We start from the raw sequence: 18609 nt of genomic DNA, 5'->3' as shown, positions 1-18609 counted from the left end.
CGGGCGGTGCGCAGGCTGGGAGAGACGATCGATGGACGAGGCGCCGAGCGGGGTGCGGGAGCGATCCGTGTTTCCGAGCTGGATTCGCGGGCCGCAGGATTTCGTGGGCGGGGTGGTGTTGATCGCGGTCGCCGTCTTCGCGCTATGGGCAGCCAGCGATCTCGGCGGCATGCATGGCTTTCGGTTCGGGCCGGGGACAGTGCCGCGGCTGCTCGCGCTGCTGTTGCTTGGATTGGGCGCGGTGATCGCCGCCACCGGGATCTTCATCGAGGGGCAGCGGCTGGCGACATTTCACTGGCGCGGGCCACTGTTCGTCGGCCTCGCGATTCTCTCGTTCGCGGTGACGATCCGGCCGCTCGGCCTCGTCATTGCAGCATTGTCTAGCTTCCTGATTGCAGCGCTCGGCACGCCGGAGACGCGCTGGGGCGAGACCGTCCTGGTCGGTATCGTGCTCACCGCTGCGTGCTGCGGGCTGTTCGTGTACGGGCTAGCGCTGCCGTTTGCGCTGTGGCCTGTGGCCCTGACGCAGTGAGGCGGCGATGATGGATCTGTTTTCCAATCTCGCCCTCGGCTTTCAGGTCGCCGCGTCGCCGACCAATCTGCTGTTGTGCCTGACCGGCGCGCTGGTCGGCACCCTGATCGGCGTGCTGCCGGGGATCGGCACCATCGCCACGGTGGCGATGCTGCTGCCGATTACTTTCGGTCTGCCGCCGGTCGGCGCGCTGATCATGCTCGCCGGCATTTATTACGGCGCCCAGTACGGCGGCTCGACCACCTCGATCCTAGTCAATATTCCGGGCGAGGCGACCTCTGTGGTGACGACGCTCGACGGCTTTCAGATGGCCAAGCAGGGCCGCGCCGGTCCAGCGCTGGCGATCGCCGCGATCGGTTCGTTCGCCGCCGGCTGCTTCGCCACCGTGCTGATCGCGCTGGTCGGTCAGCCGCTGACCAGGATCGCGCTAGCGTTCGGCCCGGCCGAGTACTTCTCGCTGATGGTACTCGGCCTGGTGTTCGCGGTGGTGCTGGCCCGCGGCTCGGTACTGAAGGCGCTGGCGATGATCGTGCTCGGACTATTGCTGTCGACCGTCGGCTCCGACATCGAAACCGGCGCGGCGCGGATGACCTTCGATCTGCCGGAGCTGGCGGACGGGCTCGGCTTCGCCACCGTCGCGATGGGCGTGTTCGGTTTTGCCGAGATCATCCGTAACCTCGATTTCGGCGCGTCGGCCGATCGCGAACTGGTGCAGCAGAAGATCACCGGTCTGATGCCGACCCGGAAAGATCTCAGCGACGCCGCCCCCGCGATCGCGCGCGGCACGGTGCTGGGATCGATCCTCGGTATCCTGCCCGGCGGCGGTGCAGTGATCGCTTCGTTTGCTGCCTATACGTTGGAAAAGAAGATCGCCCGCGATCCGAAGCGGTTCGGCCGCGGCGCGATCGAGGGTGTCGCGGCGCCGGAAAGCGCCAACAATGCCGCCGCGCAGACCTCGTTCATCCCGCTGCTGACGCTGGGTATTCCGCCCAACGCCGTGATGGCGCTGATGGTCGGCGCGATGACCATCCACAACATCGTGCCCGGACCGCAGGTGATGCAGAACCAGCCCGAGCTGGTGTGGGGAATGATCGCCTCGATGTGGATCGGCAACCTGATGCTGCTGGTGATCAACCTGCCATTGGTTGGCGTCTGGGTGCGGTTATTGCGTGTTCCGTACCGCCTGATGTTTCCGGCGATCGTGATCTTCTGCTGTATCGGGATCTACTCGGTGAACAACGCGCCGGTCGACGTCATTCTGGCCGGCGCCTTCGGGCTGATCGGTTATTGGCTGGTCAAGCACGAGTTCGAGCCGGCCCCGCTGCTGCTCGGCATGGTGCTGGGCCCGCTGATGGAGGACAATCTGCGCCGTGCTCTGCTGATTGCCCGCGGTGACGCCATGGTGTTCCTGACCCGGCCGCTGTCGGCCGCGCTGCTCGCCGTCGCGGTGGGGCTGCTGATCCTGGCGGTATTACCCATGCTGCGGCGGAAGCGGGACGAGGTCTTCGTCGAATCCGAGGGCTGACCGGCCGCGCGCCTACATTCTCGCATCGCCGTAGCTCCGTTTTCGCTGGTTGATCTGATAGCGAGTAATTCGCTATCACCACGTCTTTCCGGCGGAGACGCACGATGAAGCTGTTCGGCGGCGTGGGCGCAGCAGGAGGCGTCGCGATAGCCATGGTGGCGCTGTGGCTGGCGCCGGGCTGGGCCGCCGACCAGGACCGGCTCGACCAGATCGATTTCCCGGTGCGGACCGTGACAGTGGTGGTGCCGTTCGCCAGAGGTGGCCCGACCGATACGGTCGCGCGGCTGATCACTGCGGAAATGGCCAAGACGCTGGGGCAGCCGATCGAAATTGAAAATATCCTCGGCGCCGGCGGCACGCTGGCCGCGACCCGAGTGGCGCATGCGACGCCCGATGGCCACACCTTGATCGTCGGACACATGGGCACCCACGGCTCGGCCGCCGCGCTGTATCCCAAGCTGGGCTATCGGCCGGACAAGGACTTCGAACCGGTCGCGCTGCTCGCGGAGATGCCTGTGCTGCTGCTGGCGCGCAGGCAATTCCCGCCCAAGGACATGACCGAGTTTGCCGCCTTCGTGAAGTCGCACACCGATAGCGTCAACGTCGCCCATGCCGGCTTCGGGTCGGTGTCCTATGCCTCGTGCCTGCTGCTCAACCGCTTGCTCGGGGTCGATCCGACCGCGGTGCCGTTCAGCGGCACCGGGCCGGCGCTGCAGGCGCTGGTCGAGGGGCAGGTGGATTACATGTGCGACCAGATCGTCAACGCCGTGCCGGCGCTGCGCGAGGGCACGATCAAGGCGTATGTGATCGCTTCGTCCGAGCGCGATCCGGCGGTGCCGCAGGTTCCGACCGCGAGCGAAGCAGGAATGCCCGGGTTTCGGGTTGCGGCCTGGACCGGGCTGTTCGCGCCCCGCGGCACGCCCGAGCCGATCGTCGCCAAACTGAACGCAGCGGTGTCCCGAGCCCTCGACCAATCCGAGCTGCGCGGCCGGCTTACCAACCTCGGCGGCATCATTCCGCGCCCCGACCAACGCTCGCCGGTGGTGTTGGCTCAGCTCGTTCAGGACGAAATCGCCCGCTGGGGCGATGTGGCGAGAGGTTCCGCCCCGTAGCGGCGGACGGTCATCCGCCCGGAGCCCGGCAGCCTTGTGTGGATCGGCGGCGCTGCGGCCTTGCCGCCGCCGCCGTCACGGGCCATTTTCGCAGCCGTCCGGACCCTTCCCCGAAGCCTCCTGCGTTGCCGCCCGCCGGTCGCGCTGGTGCTGCATTGCCGAGCCACCTCGCCATGATCCAATACCAGGACCTGCTCGAACGCATTTTGAGCGACGGGGCCGAGAAGCGCGACCGAACCGGAACCGGCACCCTGTCGGTGTTCGGGCATCAGATGCGGTTCGATCTGGCCGCCGGCTTTCCGATGCTGACCACCAAGCGGCTGCCGCTGAAGGCGATCGTGCACGAACTGCTGTGGTTCCTGAAGGGCGACACCAACATCAAATACCTGCACGACCACGGCGTCACCATCTGGGACGAGTGGGCGGACGAGAACGGCGATCTCGGTCCGGTATACGGCGCACAGTGGCGCTCATGGCCGACCGCGGATGGCGGCTCGATCGATCAGATCGCGGCTGTGGTCGACATGATCAAACGTAATCCGGACTCGCGGCGGCTGATGGTCACCGCCTGGAATCCGGCCGACGTCGAGAAGATGGCGCTGCCGCCGTGCCACTGCCTGTTTCAGTTCTATGTCGCCAATGGCAAGCTGTCGTGCCAGCTCTATCAACGCTCGGCTGACGTGTTTCTCGGCGTGCCGTTCAATATCGCGTCCTACGCGCTGTTGACGATGATGGTCGCCCAGGTCACCGGGCTGAAGCTCGGCGACTTCGTCCATACGCTCGGCGATGCACATCTGTATTCCAATCATCTGGAGCAGGCCCGGCTGCAACTGACCCGTGCGCCGCGTCCGCTGCCGACGATGTCGATCAATCCGGCGGTGACCGACATCTTCGGCTTCCGCTACGAAGACTTCACGCTGCAAGGCTACGACCCGCACCCGCACATCAAGGCCGAGGTGGCGGTGTGAGCGATGGGGCAGGACCGCGCAACGCTCCAACACCTTGCTCGGGAGCGACTGGCCGAGGCGAGACTTCTGCTCGCTAGCGGCCATCCGTCGGGCGCTTACTACCTTGCCGGCTACGTGCTGGAATGCGCGTTGAAGGCGATTATCGCGCGGCAATTCCGTGCGGATGAAATTCCGGATCTCAAACGGGTCGGCAAGATCTATTCGCACGATCTCAGCCAATTGATGGATATCGCAGGGTTGAAGTCGGCGCTCGAAGCAGAGATTTCAATCCATCCTGGCCTTAAGAAGCGATGGGCCATCGCTGCCGAATGGTCCGAGCGGGCGCGCTATGAGCTTTGGACCGACGAACGGGCTTCGGCTATATTGGATGCGATCGGGGGCGATGAAGGGCTGTTCGAATGGCTATTGAAGCGCTCGTAGATTCGAGGGTGGACGCATCCAGACAGTTGGTCGAGGCTCTGCTGAAGCGCCGCGCACCGCTGCTCGCGGCCTACTGGGAGTATCGCGAGGAAGTCGATCGTTGGACGCTCAATTTGGTCCCGGATTGTCCAGAGCACGAGCACACCCTGCTCAATGAAGCCGTCGAGCTGATGGTGCAGGCTCCCTATCGAACCGCGTTCTCGCTGTCGGATCCCTCGGTCGACGGCCGCCAGATTCCCCGCGCCAAGGCGCTCGGCGCGTACATCCGCCTTGAACCCTATGTCGGACGTCGCATCGATACGACATTTACCGGAGGAGAGTATTTCGACAGCGTCGTGCCGGTGTATTTCCGGGCGGATCTGATGACGCATCTGTCGGTCGCCTGATGGGCCGCATGATGTCGATCATTCTCGTCGTCGCGGTGGCCGATAACCGCGTGATTGGGAAGGGCAACACGATTCCATGGCGGCTGAGGTCGGACCTGCAGCGGTTCAAACAGCTCACGCTGGACAAGCCGGTGATCATGGGCCGCAAGACCTATCAGTCGATCGGCCGGCCGTTGCCGGGCCGAACCAACATCGTGGTCACGCGCGATCCGGCTTTTGCCGCGGCCGGCGTCGTCATTGCGCCGTCGTTCGATGCTGCCGAACAGGTCGCGCGGGGCGATGCGCTGCGGCGTTTTGCCACCGAAATTGCGGTGATCGGCGGCGCCGAAATCTATGCTCATTGGTTGCCGCGCGCGGCGCGGCTCGAACTGACCGAAGTGCATGCGCAGCCCGAGGGTGATACCTGCTTTCCGGCGATCGATCCGGAGTTATGGCAGGAAGTCGGGCGCGAGCGCCGTGTTGCCGGGCCGCAGGACAGCTCTGATTTCTCCTATGTGACCTATCGACGCTGTGCTGCGACGGAAGCCGGGCGCGGCCCCGTTGGCAATTGACAAACCTTCGTCAAGGCTTAGCTCGCAACGCGGAACGACGCGCGTTGTGCCCGAGGGGACCGTCCCCTATAAAGCCGGGCAGACTGCGGCCGTTCGGCCGCGAAGGAGATTTTTGAATGCCGTGGAAGAATCAAGGCGGAGGCCCGTGGGGTTCTGGCCCCAAGGGTCCGTGGGGAACGGGGCCACAATCGTCGGGGCCGCGGCCGCCTGATCTGGAAGATCTGCTGCGCCGCGGCCAGGACCGGCTCCAGCAGATCCTTCCCGGCGGTCATTTCAGCGGGCTCGGCATCATCGTCGTGGTGCTCGGCGCGCTGGCGATCTGGGGCCTGTCGGGCTTCTTCCGGGTGCAGTCCGAAGAACTCGGCGTTGTGCTGCGGTTCGGCAAACACGTTCGCACGGTTCAGCCCGGCCTCAACTATCATCTGCCGTATCCGATCGAGACCGTGCTGCTGCCCAAGGCGCTGCGCGTCAACACGATCAGCATCGGCATGACGCTGATGAACGATCCGGCGCGCCGCGGCGCGACCATGCACGACGTGCCCGAAGAAAGCCTGATGCTGACCGGCGACGAGAACATCGTCGACGTCGACTTCACCGTGCTGTGGCGGATCAAGCCCGACGGCGTCGGCAATTACTTGTTCAACATCCAGAACCCGCAGGGCACCGTGAAGGCGGTGGCCGAAAGCGCGATGCGTGAAGTGATCGGTCGCTCCGACATCCAGCCGATCCTCACCGGCGCCCGCACCACGATCGAGAATGCCGTGCAGGAACTGATGCAGAAGACGCTCGACAGCTACGGCGCCGGCGTCCTGGTGCAGCAGGTGCAGATGCAGAAGGTCGATCCGCCACAGCAGGTGATCGACGCTTTCCGCGACGTGCAGGCCGCACGCGCCGACCTCGAGCGGTTGCAGAACGAAGCCCAGACCTATGCCAACCGCGTCATTCCCGACGCCAAGGGCCGCGCTTCGCAGATCATCCAGAACGCCGAAGGCTACAAGGGACAGGCCGTTGCCGAAGCCAAGGGCCAGAGCGCGCGCTTCCTCGACGTGTATGAGGAATACAAGAAGGCACCTGCGGTGACCCGCGAGCGCATCTATCTTGAAACCATGGAACGCGTTCTCGGCTCCGCCGACAAGCTGGTCTACGACCCCGGCACCGGTAACGGGCAGGGCATCGTGCCGTATCTGCCGCTGAACGAGCTGTCCAAGAAGCGCGCGGCGCCGACGGCTGCTGCGCCGCAGACCCAGCAGCAAATTGGCGGAGGCAACCGATGAAGGCCGGAGTCGCAGGAGTTGTTGCACTGATCGTGGCGCTGGTCGCGGTCATCGTCGGCTGGTCGTCGCTGTTCACCGTCAGCCAGACCGAGCAGGTGCTGCTGGTCCGCCTCGGCGAGCCGGTGCGGGTCGTCACCGAGCCGGGTCTGCATTTCAAGGCGCCGTTCATCGACACGGTGATCAGCATCGACAAGCGGATTCTCGACCTCGAGAACCCGTCGCAGGAAGTCATCGCCGCTGACCAGAAGCGGCTGGTGGTGGACGCGTTCGCGCGCTACCGGATCAAGAATGCGCTGCGCTTCTATCAGAGCGTCGGCTCGATTCCGGCCGCGAACGTCCAGCTCACCACGCTGCTCAACGCATCGCTGCGCCGCGTGCTCGGCGAAGTCACCTTCATCCAGGTGGTGCGCGACGAGCGCGAGGCGTTGATGGCCCGGATCCGCACCCAGCTCGACAAGGAGGCCGAGGGCTACGGCATCTCCGTGGTCGACGTCCGGATCCGCCGCGCCGATCTGCCGGACCAGAACAGCCAGGCGGTGTATCAGCGGATGCAGACCGAGCGTCAGCGTGAAGCCGCCGAGTTCCGCGCCCAGGGCGGACAGAAGGCGCAGGAGATCCGCTCCAAGGCGGACCGCGAAGCCACCGTGATCATCGCCGAGGCCAATTCAGAGGCCGAGCAGATCCGCGGTTCGGGTGACGCCGAGCGTAACCGGCTGTTCGCCACCGCCTATTCCAAGGACCCGGAGTTCTTCGCGTTCTATCGGTCGATGACCGCCTACGAACAGTCGCTGAAGAGCAACGACACCCGGTTCCTGCTGCGGCCGGATTCGGACTTCTTCCGCTTCTTCGGCAGTGCAGACGGTCGGGCGACTGCGAACGGGACGGCGCCGTCCGCGGCCGCGGTTCCGGCGGCACCTTCTGCGCCTCCTGCCGCACCGCGCTGAGCGGACCACGACACCACGGCGGGCCGCTCACCAGCGGCCCGTTTTGCTTTCGTACGCCATGGCCGTTTCTGGCCTCGGCCAGAAGGCGCGACAAAACAATCGTCTAGAGCCGCAGTTGGATTTCAATCGGACGCGGAATTGCTCTAGAACAGGCCGATCAACAGCGGCGCGCGCTGAGCTGCGCCGGGACAACAAGGGCCGTGCGCCGGCCGGGAGGATGCTGTCGCATGAGGTCTTTCGCGTTCGCCGACCTCCTCATCGGCGTCGGATTGCTGTTCGTTCTGGAAGGTTTGATCTTCGCGGCCAGTCCGAACTGGATGCGCCGGGCGATGAAGAGTGCCCTCGAAACTCCCGACAATGTGCTGCGCGCCGTCGGCATCGGCTCCGCGGTCGCGGGCCTGGTCCTGATCTGGGCGGTACGGCACTAGCTCGCCGCCGACGGCCGCTGGGGCCGGTGACGGTGCCGGAGTGTTGTCACGACGTTTTCAACCACGACATCGGGTTCGGGGCCGGTTTTCGCCGCAATCAGTACGGCGGATAGGGTAGCCTCGCTCACCACCGATGCTTGCGCCGGTTCCATGATCGGACGCAGTGTTCACGCGACTGCGCCGTCCTTTGCGCACGCCAGGAGATGATTCGACCATGCCCGTTGCGATCGCCCATAGTTCCCGGATCAGGCCCTTGCGGATCAGGCCGCTGCTCGCCGCGCTGTGCCTCGGCGTCGCAGTGCTCGCCAGCCCCGCGCCCGCATCCGCCCGCGGTCCCGAAGGGATCGCCGACGTCGCCGAGAAGGTGATCGATGCGGTGGTCAACATCTCCACCACCCAGACCGTCGAAGCCAAGGGCTCGGGCGAGAGCAAGGGCGCGATGCCTCAGCTGCCGCCGGGCTCGCCGTTCGAAGAGTTCTTCGAGGACTTCTTCAAGAACCGCCGCGGCGAAAAGGGCGGGGCTCCGCGCAAGACCAATTCGCTCGGCTCCGGCTTCATCATCGATCCGGCCGGCGTGGTCGTCACCAACAATCACGTCATCGCCGATTCCGACGAGATCAACGTGATCCTCAACGACGGCACCAAGATCAAGGCGGAGCTGGTCGGCGTCGACAAGAAGACCGACCTCGCGGTGCTGAAGTTCAAGCCGCCGGCGGGCAAGACGCTGACTGCGGTGAAGTTCGGCGACAGCGACAAGCTGCGGCTCGGCGAATGGGTGATCGCGATCGGCAACCCGTTCTCGCTCGGCGGCACGGTGACCGCAGGCATCGTCTCGGCACGCAACCGCGACATCAACTCCGGCCCCTACGACAGCTACATTCAGACCGACGCCGCGATCAATCGCGGCAATTCCGGCGGGCCGCTGTTCAACCTCAACGGCGAAGTGATCGGCGTCAACACGCTGATCATCTCGCCGTCGGGCGGCTCGATCGGCATTGGCTTCGCGGTGCCGTCGAAGACCGTGGTGCCGGTGGTCGATCAGCTCCGGCAGTTCGGCGAACTGCGCCGCGGCTGGCTCGGCGTCCGCATCCAGCAGGTCACCGACGAGATCGCCGACAGCCTCAGCATCAAGCCTGCGCGCGGCGCGCTGGTCGCCGGTGTCGACGACAAGGGACCGGCCAAGCCGGCCGGCATCGAGCCTGGCGATGTGGTGATCAAGTTCGACGGCAAGGACATCAAGGAGCCGAAGGATCTGTCGCGGATGGTCGCCGATACCGCGGTCGGCAAGACCGTCGACGTCGTGGTGATCCGCAAGGGCAAGGAAGAGACCAAGCAGGTCACGCTCGGTCGGCTCGCCGACGATGCCAAGCCGCAGCCGGCGTCGGCGAAGTCGCAGCCCGAAGCGGAGAAGCTGGTCACACAGAAGGTCCTCGGCCTCGATCTCGCCGCGCTGTCGAAGGATCTGCGCGGCCGCTACAAGATCAAGGACAGCGTCAAGGGTGTGCTGGTGACCGGCGTCGACGACGGCTCCGACGCCGCCGAGAAGCGGCTGTCGGCCGGTGACGTCATCGTCGAGGTGGCGCAGGAGTCGGTCGGCAACGCCGCCGATATCAAGAAGCGGGTCGACCAGCTCAAGAAGGACGGCAAGAAGTCCGTGCTGTTGCTGGTCGCCAATGCCTCCGGCGAGCTGCGCTTCGTCGCGCTCAGCCTGCAATAGGCGCAATGGCCGATCAGGCCCGGACCGCGCCTGCCATCGATTTCGTCGGCGGCGCGGTCGGTTATCGGTTTCGCTCCCAGGCTGGACGTAGCCATGCACTGCTCAAGGCCACCGGCGTCTCGCCGGTGCGCCCGCTGCATGTGATCGACGCCACCGCCGGCCTCGGCCGCGACGCTTTCCTGCTCGCTTCGATGGGCGCGACAGTGACACTGATCGAGCGCGTGCCGGATGTGCACGCGCTACTCGAAGACGCGTTCGCGGCAGCGCGCGCCGAGAGCACGGAACTCGCTGAGATCGTCGGCCGCATGACGTTGCTGCACGGCGATGCCCGCGTGCTGTTGCCGACGATGCGAGCCGACGTTGTCACTATTGACCCGATGCATCCACCCCGGACCAAGACCGCACTGGTGAAGCAGGAGATGCGGCTGCTGCGCGATCTCGTCGGCGCCGATCCGGATGTTGGCGAGCTTCTGGCCGCTGCGCTGTCGGCCGATTGCGGCCGCGTCGTGCTGAAATGGCCACTGCGCGCCGCCGCCCCGCCGGCCTCGCGCAAGCCGTCGCATCAGATCGCCGGCAAGACCGTGCGCTACGACGTGTTCGTACGACCGCAGCGTTCCACAGAGCTCCCGCCGCGGGCCTGAGCACCATTGTGCAAGATTGCACGGCCGGCATCGCGCGCGGGCGATTTTCGCGATCAACATCCGACTGATGACGCATCGCGCTGCTACGTATTGTCGCGACCGCCGACGAGCGCGACGTCGGCGCCCGCCGATCACTCGGCGGCTGAAATGCCGTGATTACTGAGGATCGCGGACTGATCGCGTGATCAGTATCCCACTACGCGAGATATTTCGGAGAGAGTGCGCGATCGCTGCACTGCACGCGCGCGAAGTGCTCGGGGCTGCGGTGATTGACGGCCGAACGCGGCCCGTGATCTGATCAAAAGAAACACAATAGAAGAAGACCACGAACCCAAGGGAGGGACGACGCATGTCGGGATCAACTAACAAGTTGAATCGGCGATCCATGCTCAAGGCGTCGGTGGCCGTTGCCGCAGCGCCGGCACTGATCGGCAGCGCGCAGGCGCAACAGACCGTGACCTGGAAAGTGCAGGCGCATTGGCCGAAAGCGTCGGGCTCGTTCAACGACAGCCTCGGTGTGCTGGCGAAGGAACTCGAGGAACGTACCGGCGGCCGGTTCAAGCTGGAAACCTACGGGGCTGGCGAGATCGCCAAAGACCGCGAGATCTACAATATCGTGCGGCGCGGCATCGTGCCGATGGGGACGATCTCTCCAGGCTATATTCTCGGTGAAGCGCAGGCGATGGGGCTGCTCTATGGCGTGCCGGGAACGCTGCGCGAGTCCTGGGAGATGGTGCATCTGACCAAGAATCTCGGCATCGAGAAGATGGTCAACGAGGAGCTGCGCCCCAAGGGCGTGATGATGATGGCCGAGAAGGCCTATCCGACCGAAGTTGTGCTCAAGAAGAAGGTGACCTCTGCGGCCGATCTCGGTTCGCTCAAGGTCCGTTCGGCCGGTTCGATGCTCGAATATCTGGCCGCCGCGGGTGCCTCGCCGCAGCAGATCGCCGGTCCGGAGATCTATCAGGCGATCTCGACCGGCGTCGTCGACGGTGCGCATTGGGGCGCCGCGATCGGCGCGCTGTCGATGAAATTCTGGGAAGTCGCCAAGTTCCATATGAAGCCGGCCTTGGGCTTCAACAATGACGCGTACATCGTCAACATCGCGGCGCTCGACAAGCTGCCGCCGGATCTGAAGCTGCAGTTCGTCTCGCTGGTCGAAGAGCGCTATTTCCGCCGCTCTGTGGAGTATCTCCATCAGGAAGCTCTGGCGCTCACCACCGGCAAGACCAAGATGGACGTCGAGGTGGTGCGCTTCCCGGACGACGTGCTGAAGAAGTTCGCCGATGCGTCCAATCAAATGCTGAAGAAGGAAGCCGCCAAGGGCGATGTCGCCCAGAAGGGCACGCAGGCGCTGACCAAGCTGATGACCGATCTCGGCTACGTCTGAGACAATAGATCCGCTCGGCGGGGCCGGGCGGGTCCCATCGCCGCTATTCCTGCCTTCGCATCGAACGTCGGTGACGGACGTCGCCGCATCGCCTCCAACCAACGGCTTACCGAATGCTGCCCCTCGCACGCGCAATTACGCGACTGAACCACTGGGTTGCGATGGTCGCCGCATGGCTGATCGCGCCGATCTTTCTGCTCCTGATGGCCGACGTGGTCATGCGTTACGTAGTCGGCAGTGCCGCGATCTGGACCGCTGAACTCGCCCAGCTCGTGTTCGGTGTCTACGCGGTGATTGCCGGCGGCTACCTGCTGGCCGAGCGTGCGCACGTCAATGTCGACATCATCTACGGCAGGTTCGGCCCCGCGCAGAAGGCCAAGATCGATCTCGCCACCTCGTTTCTGTTCTTCCTGTTCCTGGCGGTGCTGATCTGGCAGGGCGCCGATATGGCGTGGGAGTCGGCGGCGAAGTTCGAGACCTCGTCCAGTATCTGGAATCCGCCGGTCTGGCCGGTGAAGCTGGCGATCCCGATCGCCGGCGTGCTGCTGCTGCTGCAGGGGCTGGTGCGGATCGTCTCGGACGTCCGCACCGTAGTGGGTCTATCGAACGATCCCGATACGTTCGGCAAGCAGGCCGCCGACGGCCCCTCTCATTGATCGGACCCGACATCGTGTCAGTGGAAGTTCTCACGCTCCTGTTCTTCGGTTCGCTGCTGGTGTTCCTGTTCATCGGCACGCCGCTGGTGTTCACGCTCGGCGGCATCTCGGTGGTCTTCCTCTACTTCACGATGGGGCCGGTCGGATTTTATCTGGTGGCGTCGAAGTTCTGGGATTCGATGATGAGCTTCACGCTCATCGCCATCCCGATGTACGTCTACATGGCGATGCTGCTGGAAAAGTCCGGCGTCGCGCAGGACCTGTACCGGATGATGCACGTCTGGTTCGGCGCGCTGCGCGGCGGGCTGGCGATCGGCACGGTGGCGATCTGTGCGATCTTTGCCGCGATGAGCGGGATCAGCGGCGCGGCGGTGGTGACGATGGGCACCATCGCGCTGCCGCGCATGCTGGAGCGCGGCTACGACAAGCGCCTCGCGGTCGGTGCGATCAATTGCGGCGGCGGCTGGGGCATCCTGATTCCGCCCTCGATCCTGATGGTGCTGTACGCGCTGCTGACCGAAGTTTCGGTCGGCCGGCTGTTCGCTTCGGGCATCGGCCCCGGCATCCTGCTGTTCGTGCTGGTGTCGATCTACATCTTCGTGCGCGCCTGGCTGAATCCGGCGATGGCGCCGGCACTGCCGGTGGAAGAGCGCGGCGATTGGGGGCTGAAGCTGCGCTCGCTGCGGGCGGTGTTTCTGCCGCTGTTCATCGTGTTTCTGGTGCTCGGCGCGATCTTCGGCGGCTTTGCGACGCCGACCGAGGCCGCCGCGCTCGGCGTGTTCGGCGCGCTGATCGCTTCGGCGGTGCATCGCAAATTGTCGTTCGCCGTGCTGCACGACGCCGCGGTCCAGACGCTGCGTCTCACCGCACTGGTGATGTGGATTCTGTTCGCAGCGCACGCGTTCTCGACCGCCTATACGACGCTCGGCGCCAACGAGCTGATGAACCATATGATGTCCCTGATCCCTGGCGGCAAATGGGGCGCGCTGGCATTCATGCTGGCCGTGCTGCTGCTGCTCGGCATGGTGCTCGATCCGGTCGGGATCATGCTGATCACGCTGCCGGTGTTTCTGCCGGTGGTGCAGTCCTATGGCTGGGATCCGATCTGGTTCGGGGTGATCTTCATCATCATGATGGAGATCGGCTACATGACGCCGCCGTTCGGCTTCAACCTGTTCTACCTGAAGGCGGTGGCGCCGCCCGACGTCACCATGAGCGACATCTACTGGTCGGTGATCCCTTACGTGCTGGTGACGATGGTCGGTGTCTTGATCATCATCGCATTCCCGGACGTGGCGCTGTATTTCCCGAATCTGTTCTTCGGCAAGCCGGGCTGACGACGACACCCGAGCCGTCGCGCGCGCTCGCGCGGGCGGACTCGTCGAACCGTCCTATCGGATCGCGGCGACACCTTGCGCTGAGACGTGTTCATGCCGTCGCGTGCAACCCGACGGAGACTTGCACGCTTTCCGAGCCTGCGAAATTCGCATGCAGATGCGTCCGGGATCGCACGCCTCCGTGCTGGCGAAGGATGTATGGTCTCCGCCAACCGGCGAGCCGAGGCGCTCACCGATAACAAGCGCATTCGACAAGCAGCGCGAACGCGGCCGCGCTGGCCGCGAGGGAGCGAAGACCGGACAGTATCGCTAAAGACGATGCGGCCGGATCAAGGAGGAAGACCCCGCATGACGTTCTTTCGGCACACCCCGTGCATTGCCGCGCTCGCGGTCGTCGCAGCGCTCAGCGCGCGTGCAGCGCACGCCGGCGGCAATTATGACCCCGGCGCCAGCGATAGCCTGATCAAGCTCGGCCAGACCATGCCGTATTCGGGACCGGCGTCGGCTTATTCGACGATCGGCAGGGCCGAGGCCGCCTACTTCAAGATGCTGAACGACAAGGGCGGCATCAATGGCCGCAAGGTGGAGTTGCTGAGCCTCGACGATGCCTATTCGCCGTCGAAAACGGTCGAACAGGTCCGCCGGCTGGTCGAAAGCGACGAGGTGCTGGCGATGTTCTCGATCCTGGGCACCGGGCCGAACATCGCGGTGCAGAAGTATCTCAACATCAAGAAGGTCCCGCAGCTGCTGCCGTTCAGCGGCGCCACCCGCTGGAACGACGCCAAGCACTTCCCATGGACCACCGGATCGCAGCCGACCTACAAGACCGAGGGGCGGATCTACGCGAAATGGATTCTCGCGAACAAGCCGAACGCCAAGATTGCGGTGATCACACCGGCCGAAGAGGCGGGCCGCGATTATCTCGCCGGCTTCAAGGAAGGGCTCGGCGATCATGTGAACCAGATCGTGTCCGAGGCGGTGTATGAAACCACCGACCCGACCGTCGACTCCCAGATCGTCAAGTTCAAGGCCGCCGGCGCCGATGTGCTGTTCAACGAATGCACGCCGAAATTCGCCGCGCAGGTGATCAAGAAGGCCGCCGAACTCGGCTGGAAGCCGCAGATCATCCTGCCGGCGGTGTCGAACTCGGTCGGCTCGGTGCTGAAGCCGGCGGGGCTCGAGAATGCGGTGGGCATCGTCACCGGCGCTTACGTCAAGGATCCGGGCGATCCGCGCTGGGCCAACGATCCCGGCGTGCAGCAATGGCGCGCCTGGATGAAGACCTACAATGCGGGCGCCGATCCGGCCGACATCTTCAATGTCTACGGCTACAACATGACGCAGATCATGGAATTGGTGCTGCGTCGCGCCGGCGACGATCTCACCCGGGCCAATCTGATGAAGCAGATCGAGTCGCTCGATGGCGTCGAGATGCCGATGCTGCTGCCCGGCATCAAGCTGCAGATGTCCCCCGACCAGCGCACGCCGATCCGGCAGTTGCAGATGGCGCGCTTCAACGGCACCTCGTGGGAGCTGTTCGGCGACGTGCTGAGCGAGTAGTCGCCCGGCGCGATAGGATGGGAGAGGGCAGATCTCTCCCATCCGGCCGAAGCGCATCGCGCTGATCGACGTTCAATCTGTTCCTTCAACCACATCGTTGAGTCCATGACCGCACCGACCGGGCCGCTCGCCGGCATCCGCATTCTCGACCTCACCAGCGTGCTGTTCGGCCCTTATGCGGCGCAGATCCTCGGCGACTGGGGCGCCGACGTCGTCAAGATCGAAACCCTCGACGGCGACATGTGGCGCTACACCGGGCTGTTCCGGAACCGCGGCATGAGCGGCCAGTTCATGGCGGTGAACCGCAACAAGCGCAGCCTCGCGCTGGACCTGAAGCATCCCGACGGCAAGGCTGTGCTGCAGCGGCTGATCCCGACCGCCGACGTGCTGCTCACCAACGTTCGCCCCGCTGCGATGGCACGGCTCGGCTTCGGCTATGACGCCTGTGCGGCATTGAACCCGCGGCTGATCTATGCGGCGGCGACCGGCTTCGGCCAGGACGGGCCGTGGGCGGCGCGGCCGGCGTTCGACGAGATCATCCAGGCCGCATCGGGGCTGGCGTCCTCGATCGGCTCGGATGACGAGCCGCAATTCGTGCCGAGTCTGGTCGGCGACAAGATCTGCGGCCAGGCGCTCGCCGGGGCGGTGTCGGCGGCGCTGTTCAATCGCGAACGCTCCGGCAAGGGCCAGCTCGTCGAAGTGCCAATGCTGGAAACCATCGCCGGCTTCAACAGCATCGAGATGCTCGGCGGCTACGCGTTCGATCCGCCGATCGGCCCGTCCGGCTACAAGCGGATGAAGGAGCGCAAGCCGGTGCGCACCAAGGACGGCTGGATGACGATGCTGCCGTATTCCGGCGACAACTGGTGTGCGTTCTTCGAGGCGGTCGGCCGCTCCGAACTGATCGACGAACTGCAGGTGCGCGATCCGGTGGCGCGGGCCGAGAACATCGACCGGATCTACGCCGCGATGGCCGAGATCGCGCCCGCCCGCACCACCGCGGAATGGGAAGAGCTACTGCTGCGCCTCGACGTGCCGCACACGGCGTTTGCCAAGATCAGCGAGATCGGCGAGCAGGAGCACCTCAAAGCGGTCGGTCTGTTCGCCGCGATCGACCACCCGAGCGAAGGCAGGATCCGCCAGGCCCGCCCGGCGACGCGCTTCTCCGAAGCGCCGCCGAACCTGCACCGCCCGACCCCGCGGCTCGGCGAACATTCCCGCGAAGTGCTGACCGAGGCCGGCTACCGCGCCGCGGAGATCGACGCGCTGGTGCAGGCGAAGGCGGTGGGGGAGGGGTGAGGCGCGCAGCTTACGGGGCAGACGCGCAGCCGACCTGCACCCGCACCGCGTCGCGCTGGATCACGTCGCGAAATCGCGCATCGGTCCGCGCCCATTCGACGACATCGACCTTGAACGGAAGGTCGGACTCCTCGAATGCTTCCTTCAGCTCCGCCATCTTGTGGAGCCCGAGCGGGTCGTCGCCGAGCACCGCGAGATCGAGATCGGAATGCGGTTTGGCGCTTCCGCGGGCTCGCGAGCCGAACACGACGACGTCCCGGTCAGGGATCTGCAATGCCAGGATGTCGTGAACCATCGCCCAGTGCTCGGGTCGCAGATCGAGCTTCGGCATTGGCGCAGTCATGCCAGCCGCTCGGCGAGACGGTCGTAAAGCACGCAGGCTTCCTCGATGAAGCGCGGGATGCCGCCGACCACTTCCAGCGCGACGTCTTCGTTGTAGCTGTGGCTGGTCTTGCTGCGCATCTCGCGGAAACTACGCCAATCCGCCCACTCGCCGAGTAGCAGGCCCTGTTCGCTCGCGGTGCGGATCAGATCCTGAAAGCTCATGCCGTCGATCAGCGCGGGGCTCGGCGCAGTGAATTCCAGGTAACGCTTGAGCATCTTGTGCGCGATCTCGTAGGTAAACTCGAAACGCTGCACCAAGCCGTCGCGGATCTGCGTATCGGAGATATCCACCTGATAACGTGCCAGCCCTTCGATCAAGCGATCGAGCGCCCGCTTCAACAGCGAGACGTCGGGTTTGGTACCGGTCATCAACGCTCACCCGGCCAATGTCATTGGCGCTCCCAAGGCGCGGGAGCGATGGGCGAACGATAGGTCAAAACGAAGGTTTTTCAATCGGCTATGGCCAGACTGGCTGGGGAACCTGGATTCGAACCAAGACAAACAGAGTCAGAGTCTGTTGTGCTACCATTACACCATTCCCCACCGAGAATGCGCTGACGGATCAGGCATTTAAGAGCGATGCACGGGGCACACTCGACACGGTGCCGGGCGCGGCGGGAGTGGCTCGCGACGCGCCTCGGGTGTGCGGGTCTTCTAGCTGCGTCGGCTCCGGCCCGCAAGAGGGTTGCTTGCGACAGATGGGAGATTGGAGTGGAGACTGAGGTCGCCGACAGGGCGGGTCGGCGAGCACGCGCTCGCTGCGGTTGAAACGACGTATATCTTGCCTATGATATACATTCTTGCCGGGGTCATGGAGGGTGCGATGCTGGTTTCGAAATGGGGCAACAGTCTCGCGGTCAGGCTGCCCAAGGCGTTGGTCGACAAGCTCGATCTGAAAGAGGGCGACGAGCTCAACGTGGTCGACGTCGTCGAGCGGACGGTGGTGGTCGAGAAGGAGGACAGGAGGAAAGCCGCGCTGGAGCGCATGGCCGAGCGCAAATGGAAGTTGCCTGAGGGCTATCGCTTCGATCGTGACGAGGCCAACGAGCGGTGACGGCTTTCTTCGATACTAACATTCTAGTCTATGCTCAGGAAACGGGCGCGAAAGCGGACCGTGCACGGGCCGTCTTGGGCGGCGGTGGCAGGCTCAGCGTTCAAGTGTTGAACGAGTTCACCGTCGTGGTGCAGCGCAAGTTCGGCCGGGGGTGGAGGGAGATCGCCGAGGCTATCGACGACGCTCTGGCTGTGTCCGGGCCGCCACTGCCTCTGACGCACGGTCTGCACGTTGCCGCTCGCGTGCTCGCTGAGACGTGCAAGCTGTCGTTCTACGACGCGCTGATCGTCGCTGCTGCGCAGGAGGCCGGCTGCGATGTGCTGTACAGCGAGGACCTGCAGCACGGCCGCAGCTTCGGCACGCTACGCGTTGAAAATCCATTCCTTGTGGGCACGACGTGAACGCTTGCGGGAGCGGGGATTATCCTCGCT

General features: G+C 64.8%; 21 protein-coding genes and 1 tRNA gene. 19 read left to right on the top strand and 3 right to left on the bottom strand.

From position 1 onward, the window contains the following. The first annotated feature begins 31 nt into the window (after positions 1–31). From M9H71_RS00940 to M9H71_RS00860, 17 genes are all read left to right on the top strand, one after another. A complete protein-coding gene (locus M9H71_RS00940) occupies positions 32–532 on the top strand; it encodes a tripartite tricarboxylate transporter TctB family protein (protein WP_455403252.1) in 501 nt (166 codons plus the stop codon). A gap of 7 nt (positions 533–539) precedes the next feature. Continuing rightward, on the top strand, positions 540–2057 hold the full coding sequence (locus tag M9H71_RS00935) for a tripartite tricarboxylate transporter permease (protein ID WP_455403251.1): 1518 nt from the start codon (positions 540–542) through the stop codon (positions 2055–2057). Positions 2058–2161: 104 nt separating this feature from the next. Next, positions 2162–3169, top strand: coding sequence for a tripartite tricarboxylate transporter substrate-binding protein (locus M9H71_RS00930; protein WP_455403250.1), 1008 nt, complete (start codon positions 2162–2164; stop codon positions 3167–3169). A 173-nt stretch (positions 3170–3342) separates the two neighbouring features. Beyond that, complete coding sequence (locus M9H71_RS00925) at positions 3343–4137, top strand: thymidylate synthase (RefSeq protein WP_455403249.1); 795 nt, start codon at positions 3343–3345, stop codon at positions 4135–4137. A gap of 3 nt (positions 4138–4140) precedes the next feature. Then, a complete protein-coding gene (locus tag M9H71_RS00920; RefSeq protein ID WP_455403248.1) occupies positions 4141–4557 on the top strand; it encodes a hypothetical protein in 417 nt (138 codons plus the stop codon). An 8-nt stretch (positions 4558–4565) separates the two neighbouring features. Then, entirely contained in the window at positions 4566–4943 is a 378-nt protein-coding gene (locus tag M9H71_RS00915; protein WP_455403247.1) for a hypothetical protein, read from the top strand. A gap of 11 nt (positions 4944–4954) precedes the next feature. Then, on the top strand, positions 4955–5494 hold the full coding sequence (locus M9H71_RS00910) for a dihydrofolate reductase (RefSeq protein ID WP_455403445.1): 540 nt from the start codon (positions 4955–4957) through the stop codon (positions 5492–5494). Positions 5495–5610: 116 nt separating this feature from the next. After that, on the top strand, positions 5611–6768 hold the full coding sequence (gene hflK / locus M9H71_RS00905; RefSeq protein ID WP_455403246.1) for an FtsH protease activity modulator HflK: 1158 nt from the start codon (positions 5611–5613) through the stop codon (positions 6766–6768). Further along, entirely contained in the window at positions 6765–7712 is a 948-nt protein-coding gene (gene hflC, locus M9H71_RS00900) for a protease modulator HflC (RefSeq protein ID WP_455403245.1), read from the top strand. Before hflK ends, hflC begins: the two co-directional genes overlap by 4 nt. A 227-nt stretch (positions 7713–7939) precedes the next feature. After that, positions 7940–8140 carry a DUF2065 domain-containing protein gene (locus tag M9H71_RS00895; RefSeq protein ID WP_455403244.1) on the top strand — a complete coding sequence of 67 codons (201 nt, stop codon included), beginning with the start codon at positions 7940–7942 and terminating at the stop codon, positions 8138–8140. A gap of 214 nt (positions 8141–8354) precedes the next feature. Further along, positions 8355–9857: a Do family serine endopeptidase gene (locus M9H71_RS00890; RefSeq protein ID WP_455403243.1), complete on the top strand. Its 1503-nt coding sequence runs from the start codon at positions 8355–8357 to the stop codon at positions 9855–9857. A gap of 5 nt (positions 9858–9862) precedes the next feature. Further along, entirely contained in the window at positions 9863–10498 is a 636-nt protein-coding gene (locus M9H71_RS00885; RefSeq protein WP_455403242.1) for a class I SAM-dependent methyltransferase, read from the top strand. Between the two features lie 349 nt (positions 10499–10847). After that, positions 10848–11888, top strand: coding sequence for a TRAP transporter substrate-binding protein DctP (gene dctP / locus M9H71_RS00880; RefSeq protein WP_455403241.1), 1041 nt, complete (start codon positions 10848–10850; stop codon positions 11886–11888). A 113-nt stretch (positions 11889–12001) separates the two neighbouring features. Beyond that, on the top strand, positions 12002–12544 hold the full coding sequence (locus tag M9H71_RS00875) for a TRAP transporter small permease subunit (RefSeq protein WP_455403240.1): 543 nt from the start codon (positions 12002–12004) through the stop codon (positions 12542–12544). A 14-nt stretch (positions 12545–12558) separates the two neighbouring features. Next, a complete protein-coding gene (locus M9H71_RS00870; RefSeq protein WP_455403239.1) occupies positions 12559–13881 on the top strand; it encodes a TRAP transporter large permease in 1323 nt (440 codons plus the stop codon). A 348-nt stretch (positions 13882–14229) separates the two neighbouring features. Next, complete coding sequence (locus M9H71_RS00865) at positions 14230–15441, top strand: ABC transporter substrate-binding protein (protein ID WP_455403238.1); 1212 nt, start codon at positions 14230–14232, stop codon at positions 15439–15441. A 105-nt stretch (positions 15442–15546) separates the two neighbouring features. Beyond that, a complete protein-coding gene (locus tag M9H71_RS00860; RefSeq protein ID WP_455403237.1) occupies positions 15547–16740 on the top strand; it encodes a CaiB/BaiF CoA transferase family protein in 1194 nt (397 codons plus the stop codon). Between the two features lie 10 nt (positions 16741–16750). On the opposite strand, the gene M9H71_RS00855 is transcribed toward M9H71_RS00860, so the two are convergent. The 3 genes from M9H71_RS00855 to M9H71_RS00845 all read right to left on the bottom strand — a co-directional run bounded on the left by M9H71_RS00855 (position 16751) and on the right by M9H71_RS00845 (position 17667). Further along, positions 16751–17083, bottom strand: coding sequence for a nucleotidyltransferase family protein (locus tag M9H71_RS00855; protein WP_455403236.1), 333 nt, complete (start codon positions 17081–17083; stop codon positions 16751–16753). Next, the gene (locus M9H71_RS00850) at positions 17080–17493 is read right to left on the bottom strand and encodes a nucleotidyltransferase substrate binding protein (protein ID WP_455403235.1); all 414 of its coding nucleotides are present in this window, start codon (positions 17491–17493) and stop codon (positions 17080–17082) included. Before M9H71_RS00850 ends, M9H71_RS00855 begins: the two co-directional genes overlap by 4 nt. A gap of 100 nt (positions 17494–17593) precedes the next feature. Beyond that, positions 17594–17667, bottom strand: a tRNA-Gln gene (locus M9H71_RS00845). Positions 17668–17947: 280 nt separating this feature from the next. On the opposite strand from M9H71_RS00845, the gene M9H71_RS00840 reads away from it, so the two are divergent. Beyond that, positions 17948–18178, top strand: a complete 231-nt coding sequence (locus M9H71_RS00840) for an AbrB/MazE/SpoVT family DNA-binding domain-containing protein (RefSeq protein WP_455403234.1) — start codon at positions 17948–17950, stop codon at positions 18176–18178. Next, positions 18175–18579, top strand: coding sequence for a PIN domain-containing protein (locus tag M9H71_RS00835; protein WP_455403233.1), 405 nt, complete (start codon positions 18175–18177; stop codon positions 18577–18579). Before M9H71_RS00840 ends, M9H71_RS00835 begins: the two co-directional genes overlap by 4 nt. Positions 18580–18609: the final 30 nt, after the last annotated feature.

The organism is Rhodopseudomonas parapalustris, assembly GCF_053772255.1.
The sequence above is the reverse complement of the archived record's forward strand: the minus strand, read 5'-3'. Positions and strand labels throughout refer to the sequence as shown.

Excerpts from the sequence above, each read along its gene's own strand:
- M9H71_RS00910 (WP_455403445.1), top strand. The coding sequence starts at position 4,955 with ATGTCGATCATTCTCGTCGTCGCGGTGGCCGATAACCGCGTGATTGGG.
- M9H71_RS00920 (WP_455403248.1), top strand. The coding sequence starts at position 4,141 with ATGGGGCAGGACCGCGCAACGCTCCAACACCTTGCTCGGGAGCGACTG.
- M9H71_RS00850 (WP_455403235.1), bottom strand. The coding sequence starts at position 17,493 with ATGACCGGTACCAAACCCGACGTCTCGCTGTTGAAGCGGGCGCTCGAT.
- M9H71_RS00865 (WP_455403238.1), top strand. The coding sequence starts at position 14,230 with ATGACGTTCTTTCGGCACACCCCGTGCATTGCCGCGCTCGCGGTCGTC.
- M9H71_RS00875 (WP_455403240.1), top strand. The coding sequence starts at position 12,002 with ATGCTGCCCCTCGCACGCGCAATTACGCGACTGAACCACTGGGTTGCG.
- M9H71_RS00890 (WP_455403243.1), top strand. The coding sequence starts at position 8,355 with ATGCCCGTTGCGATCGCCCATAGTTCCCGGATCAGGCCCTTGCGGATC.
- M9H71_RS00885 (WP_455403242.1), top strand. The coding sequence starts at position 9,863 with ATGGCCGATCAGGCCCGGACCGCGCCTGCCATCGATTTCGTCGGCGGC.
- hflC (WP_455403245.1), top strand. The coding sequence starts at position 6,765 with ATGAAGGCCGGAGTCGCAGGAGTTGTTGCACTGATCGTGGCGCTGGTC.
- M9H71_RS00925 (WP_455403249.1), top strand. The coding sequence starts at position 3,343 with ATGATCCAATACCAGGACCTGCTCGAACGCATTTTGAGCGACGGGGCC.
- M9H71_RS00855 (WP_455403236.1), bottom strand. The coding sequence starts at position 17,083 with ATGACTGCGCCAATGCCGAAGCTCGATCTGCGACCCGAGCACTGGGCG.
- hflK (WP_455403246.1), top strand. The coding sequence starts at position 5,611 with ATGCCGTGGAAGAATCAAGGCGGAGGCCCGTGGGGTTCTGGCCCCAAG.
- M9H71_RS00840 (WP_455403234.1), top strand. The coding sequence starts at position 17,948 with ATGCTGGTTTCGAAATGGGGCAACAGTCTCGCGGTCAGGCTGCCCAAG.
- M9H71_RS00935 (WP_455403251.1), top strand. The coding sequence starts at position 540 with ATGATGGATCTGTTTTCCAATCTCGCCCTCGGCTTTCAGGTCGCCGCG.
- M9H71_RS00860 (WP_455403237.1), top strand. The coding sequence starts at position 15,547 with ATGACCGCACCGACCGGGCCGCTCGCCGGCATCCGCATTCTCGACCTC.
- M9H71_RS00895 (WP_455403244.1), top strand. The coding sequence starts at position 7,940 with ATGAGGTCTTTCGCGTTCGCCGACCTCCTCATCGGCGTCGGATTGCTG.
- dctP (WP_455403241.1), top strand. The coding sequence starts at position 10,848 with ATGTCGGGATCAACTAACAAGTTGAATCGGCGATCCATGCTCAAGGCG.
- M9H71_RS00930 (WP_455403250.1), top strand. The coding sequence starts at position 2,162 with ATGAAGCTGTTCGGCGGCGTGGGCGCAGCAGGAGGCGTCGCGATAGCC.
- M9H71_RS00940 (WP_455403252.1), top strand. The coding sequence starts at position 32 with ATGGACGAGGCGCCGAGCGGGGTGCGGGAGCGATCCGTGTTTCCGAGC.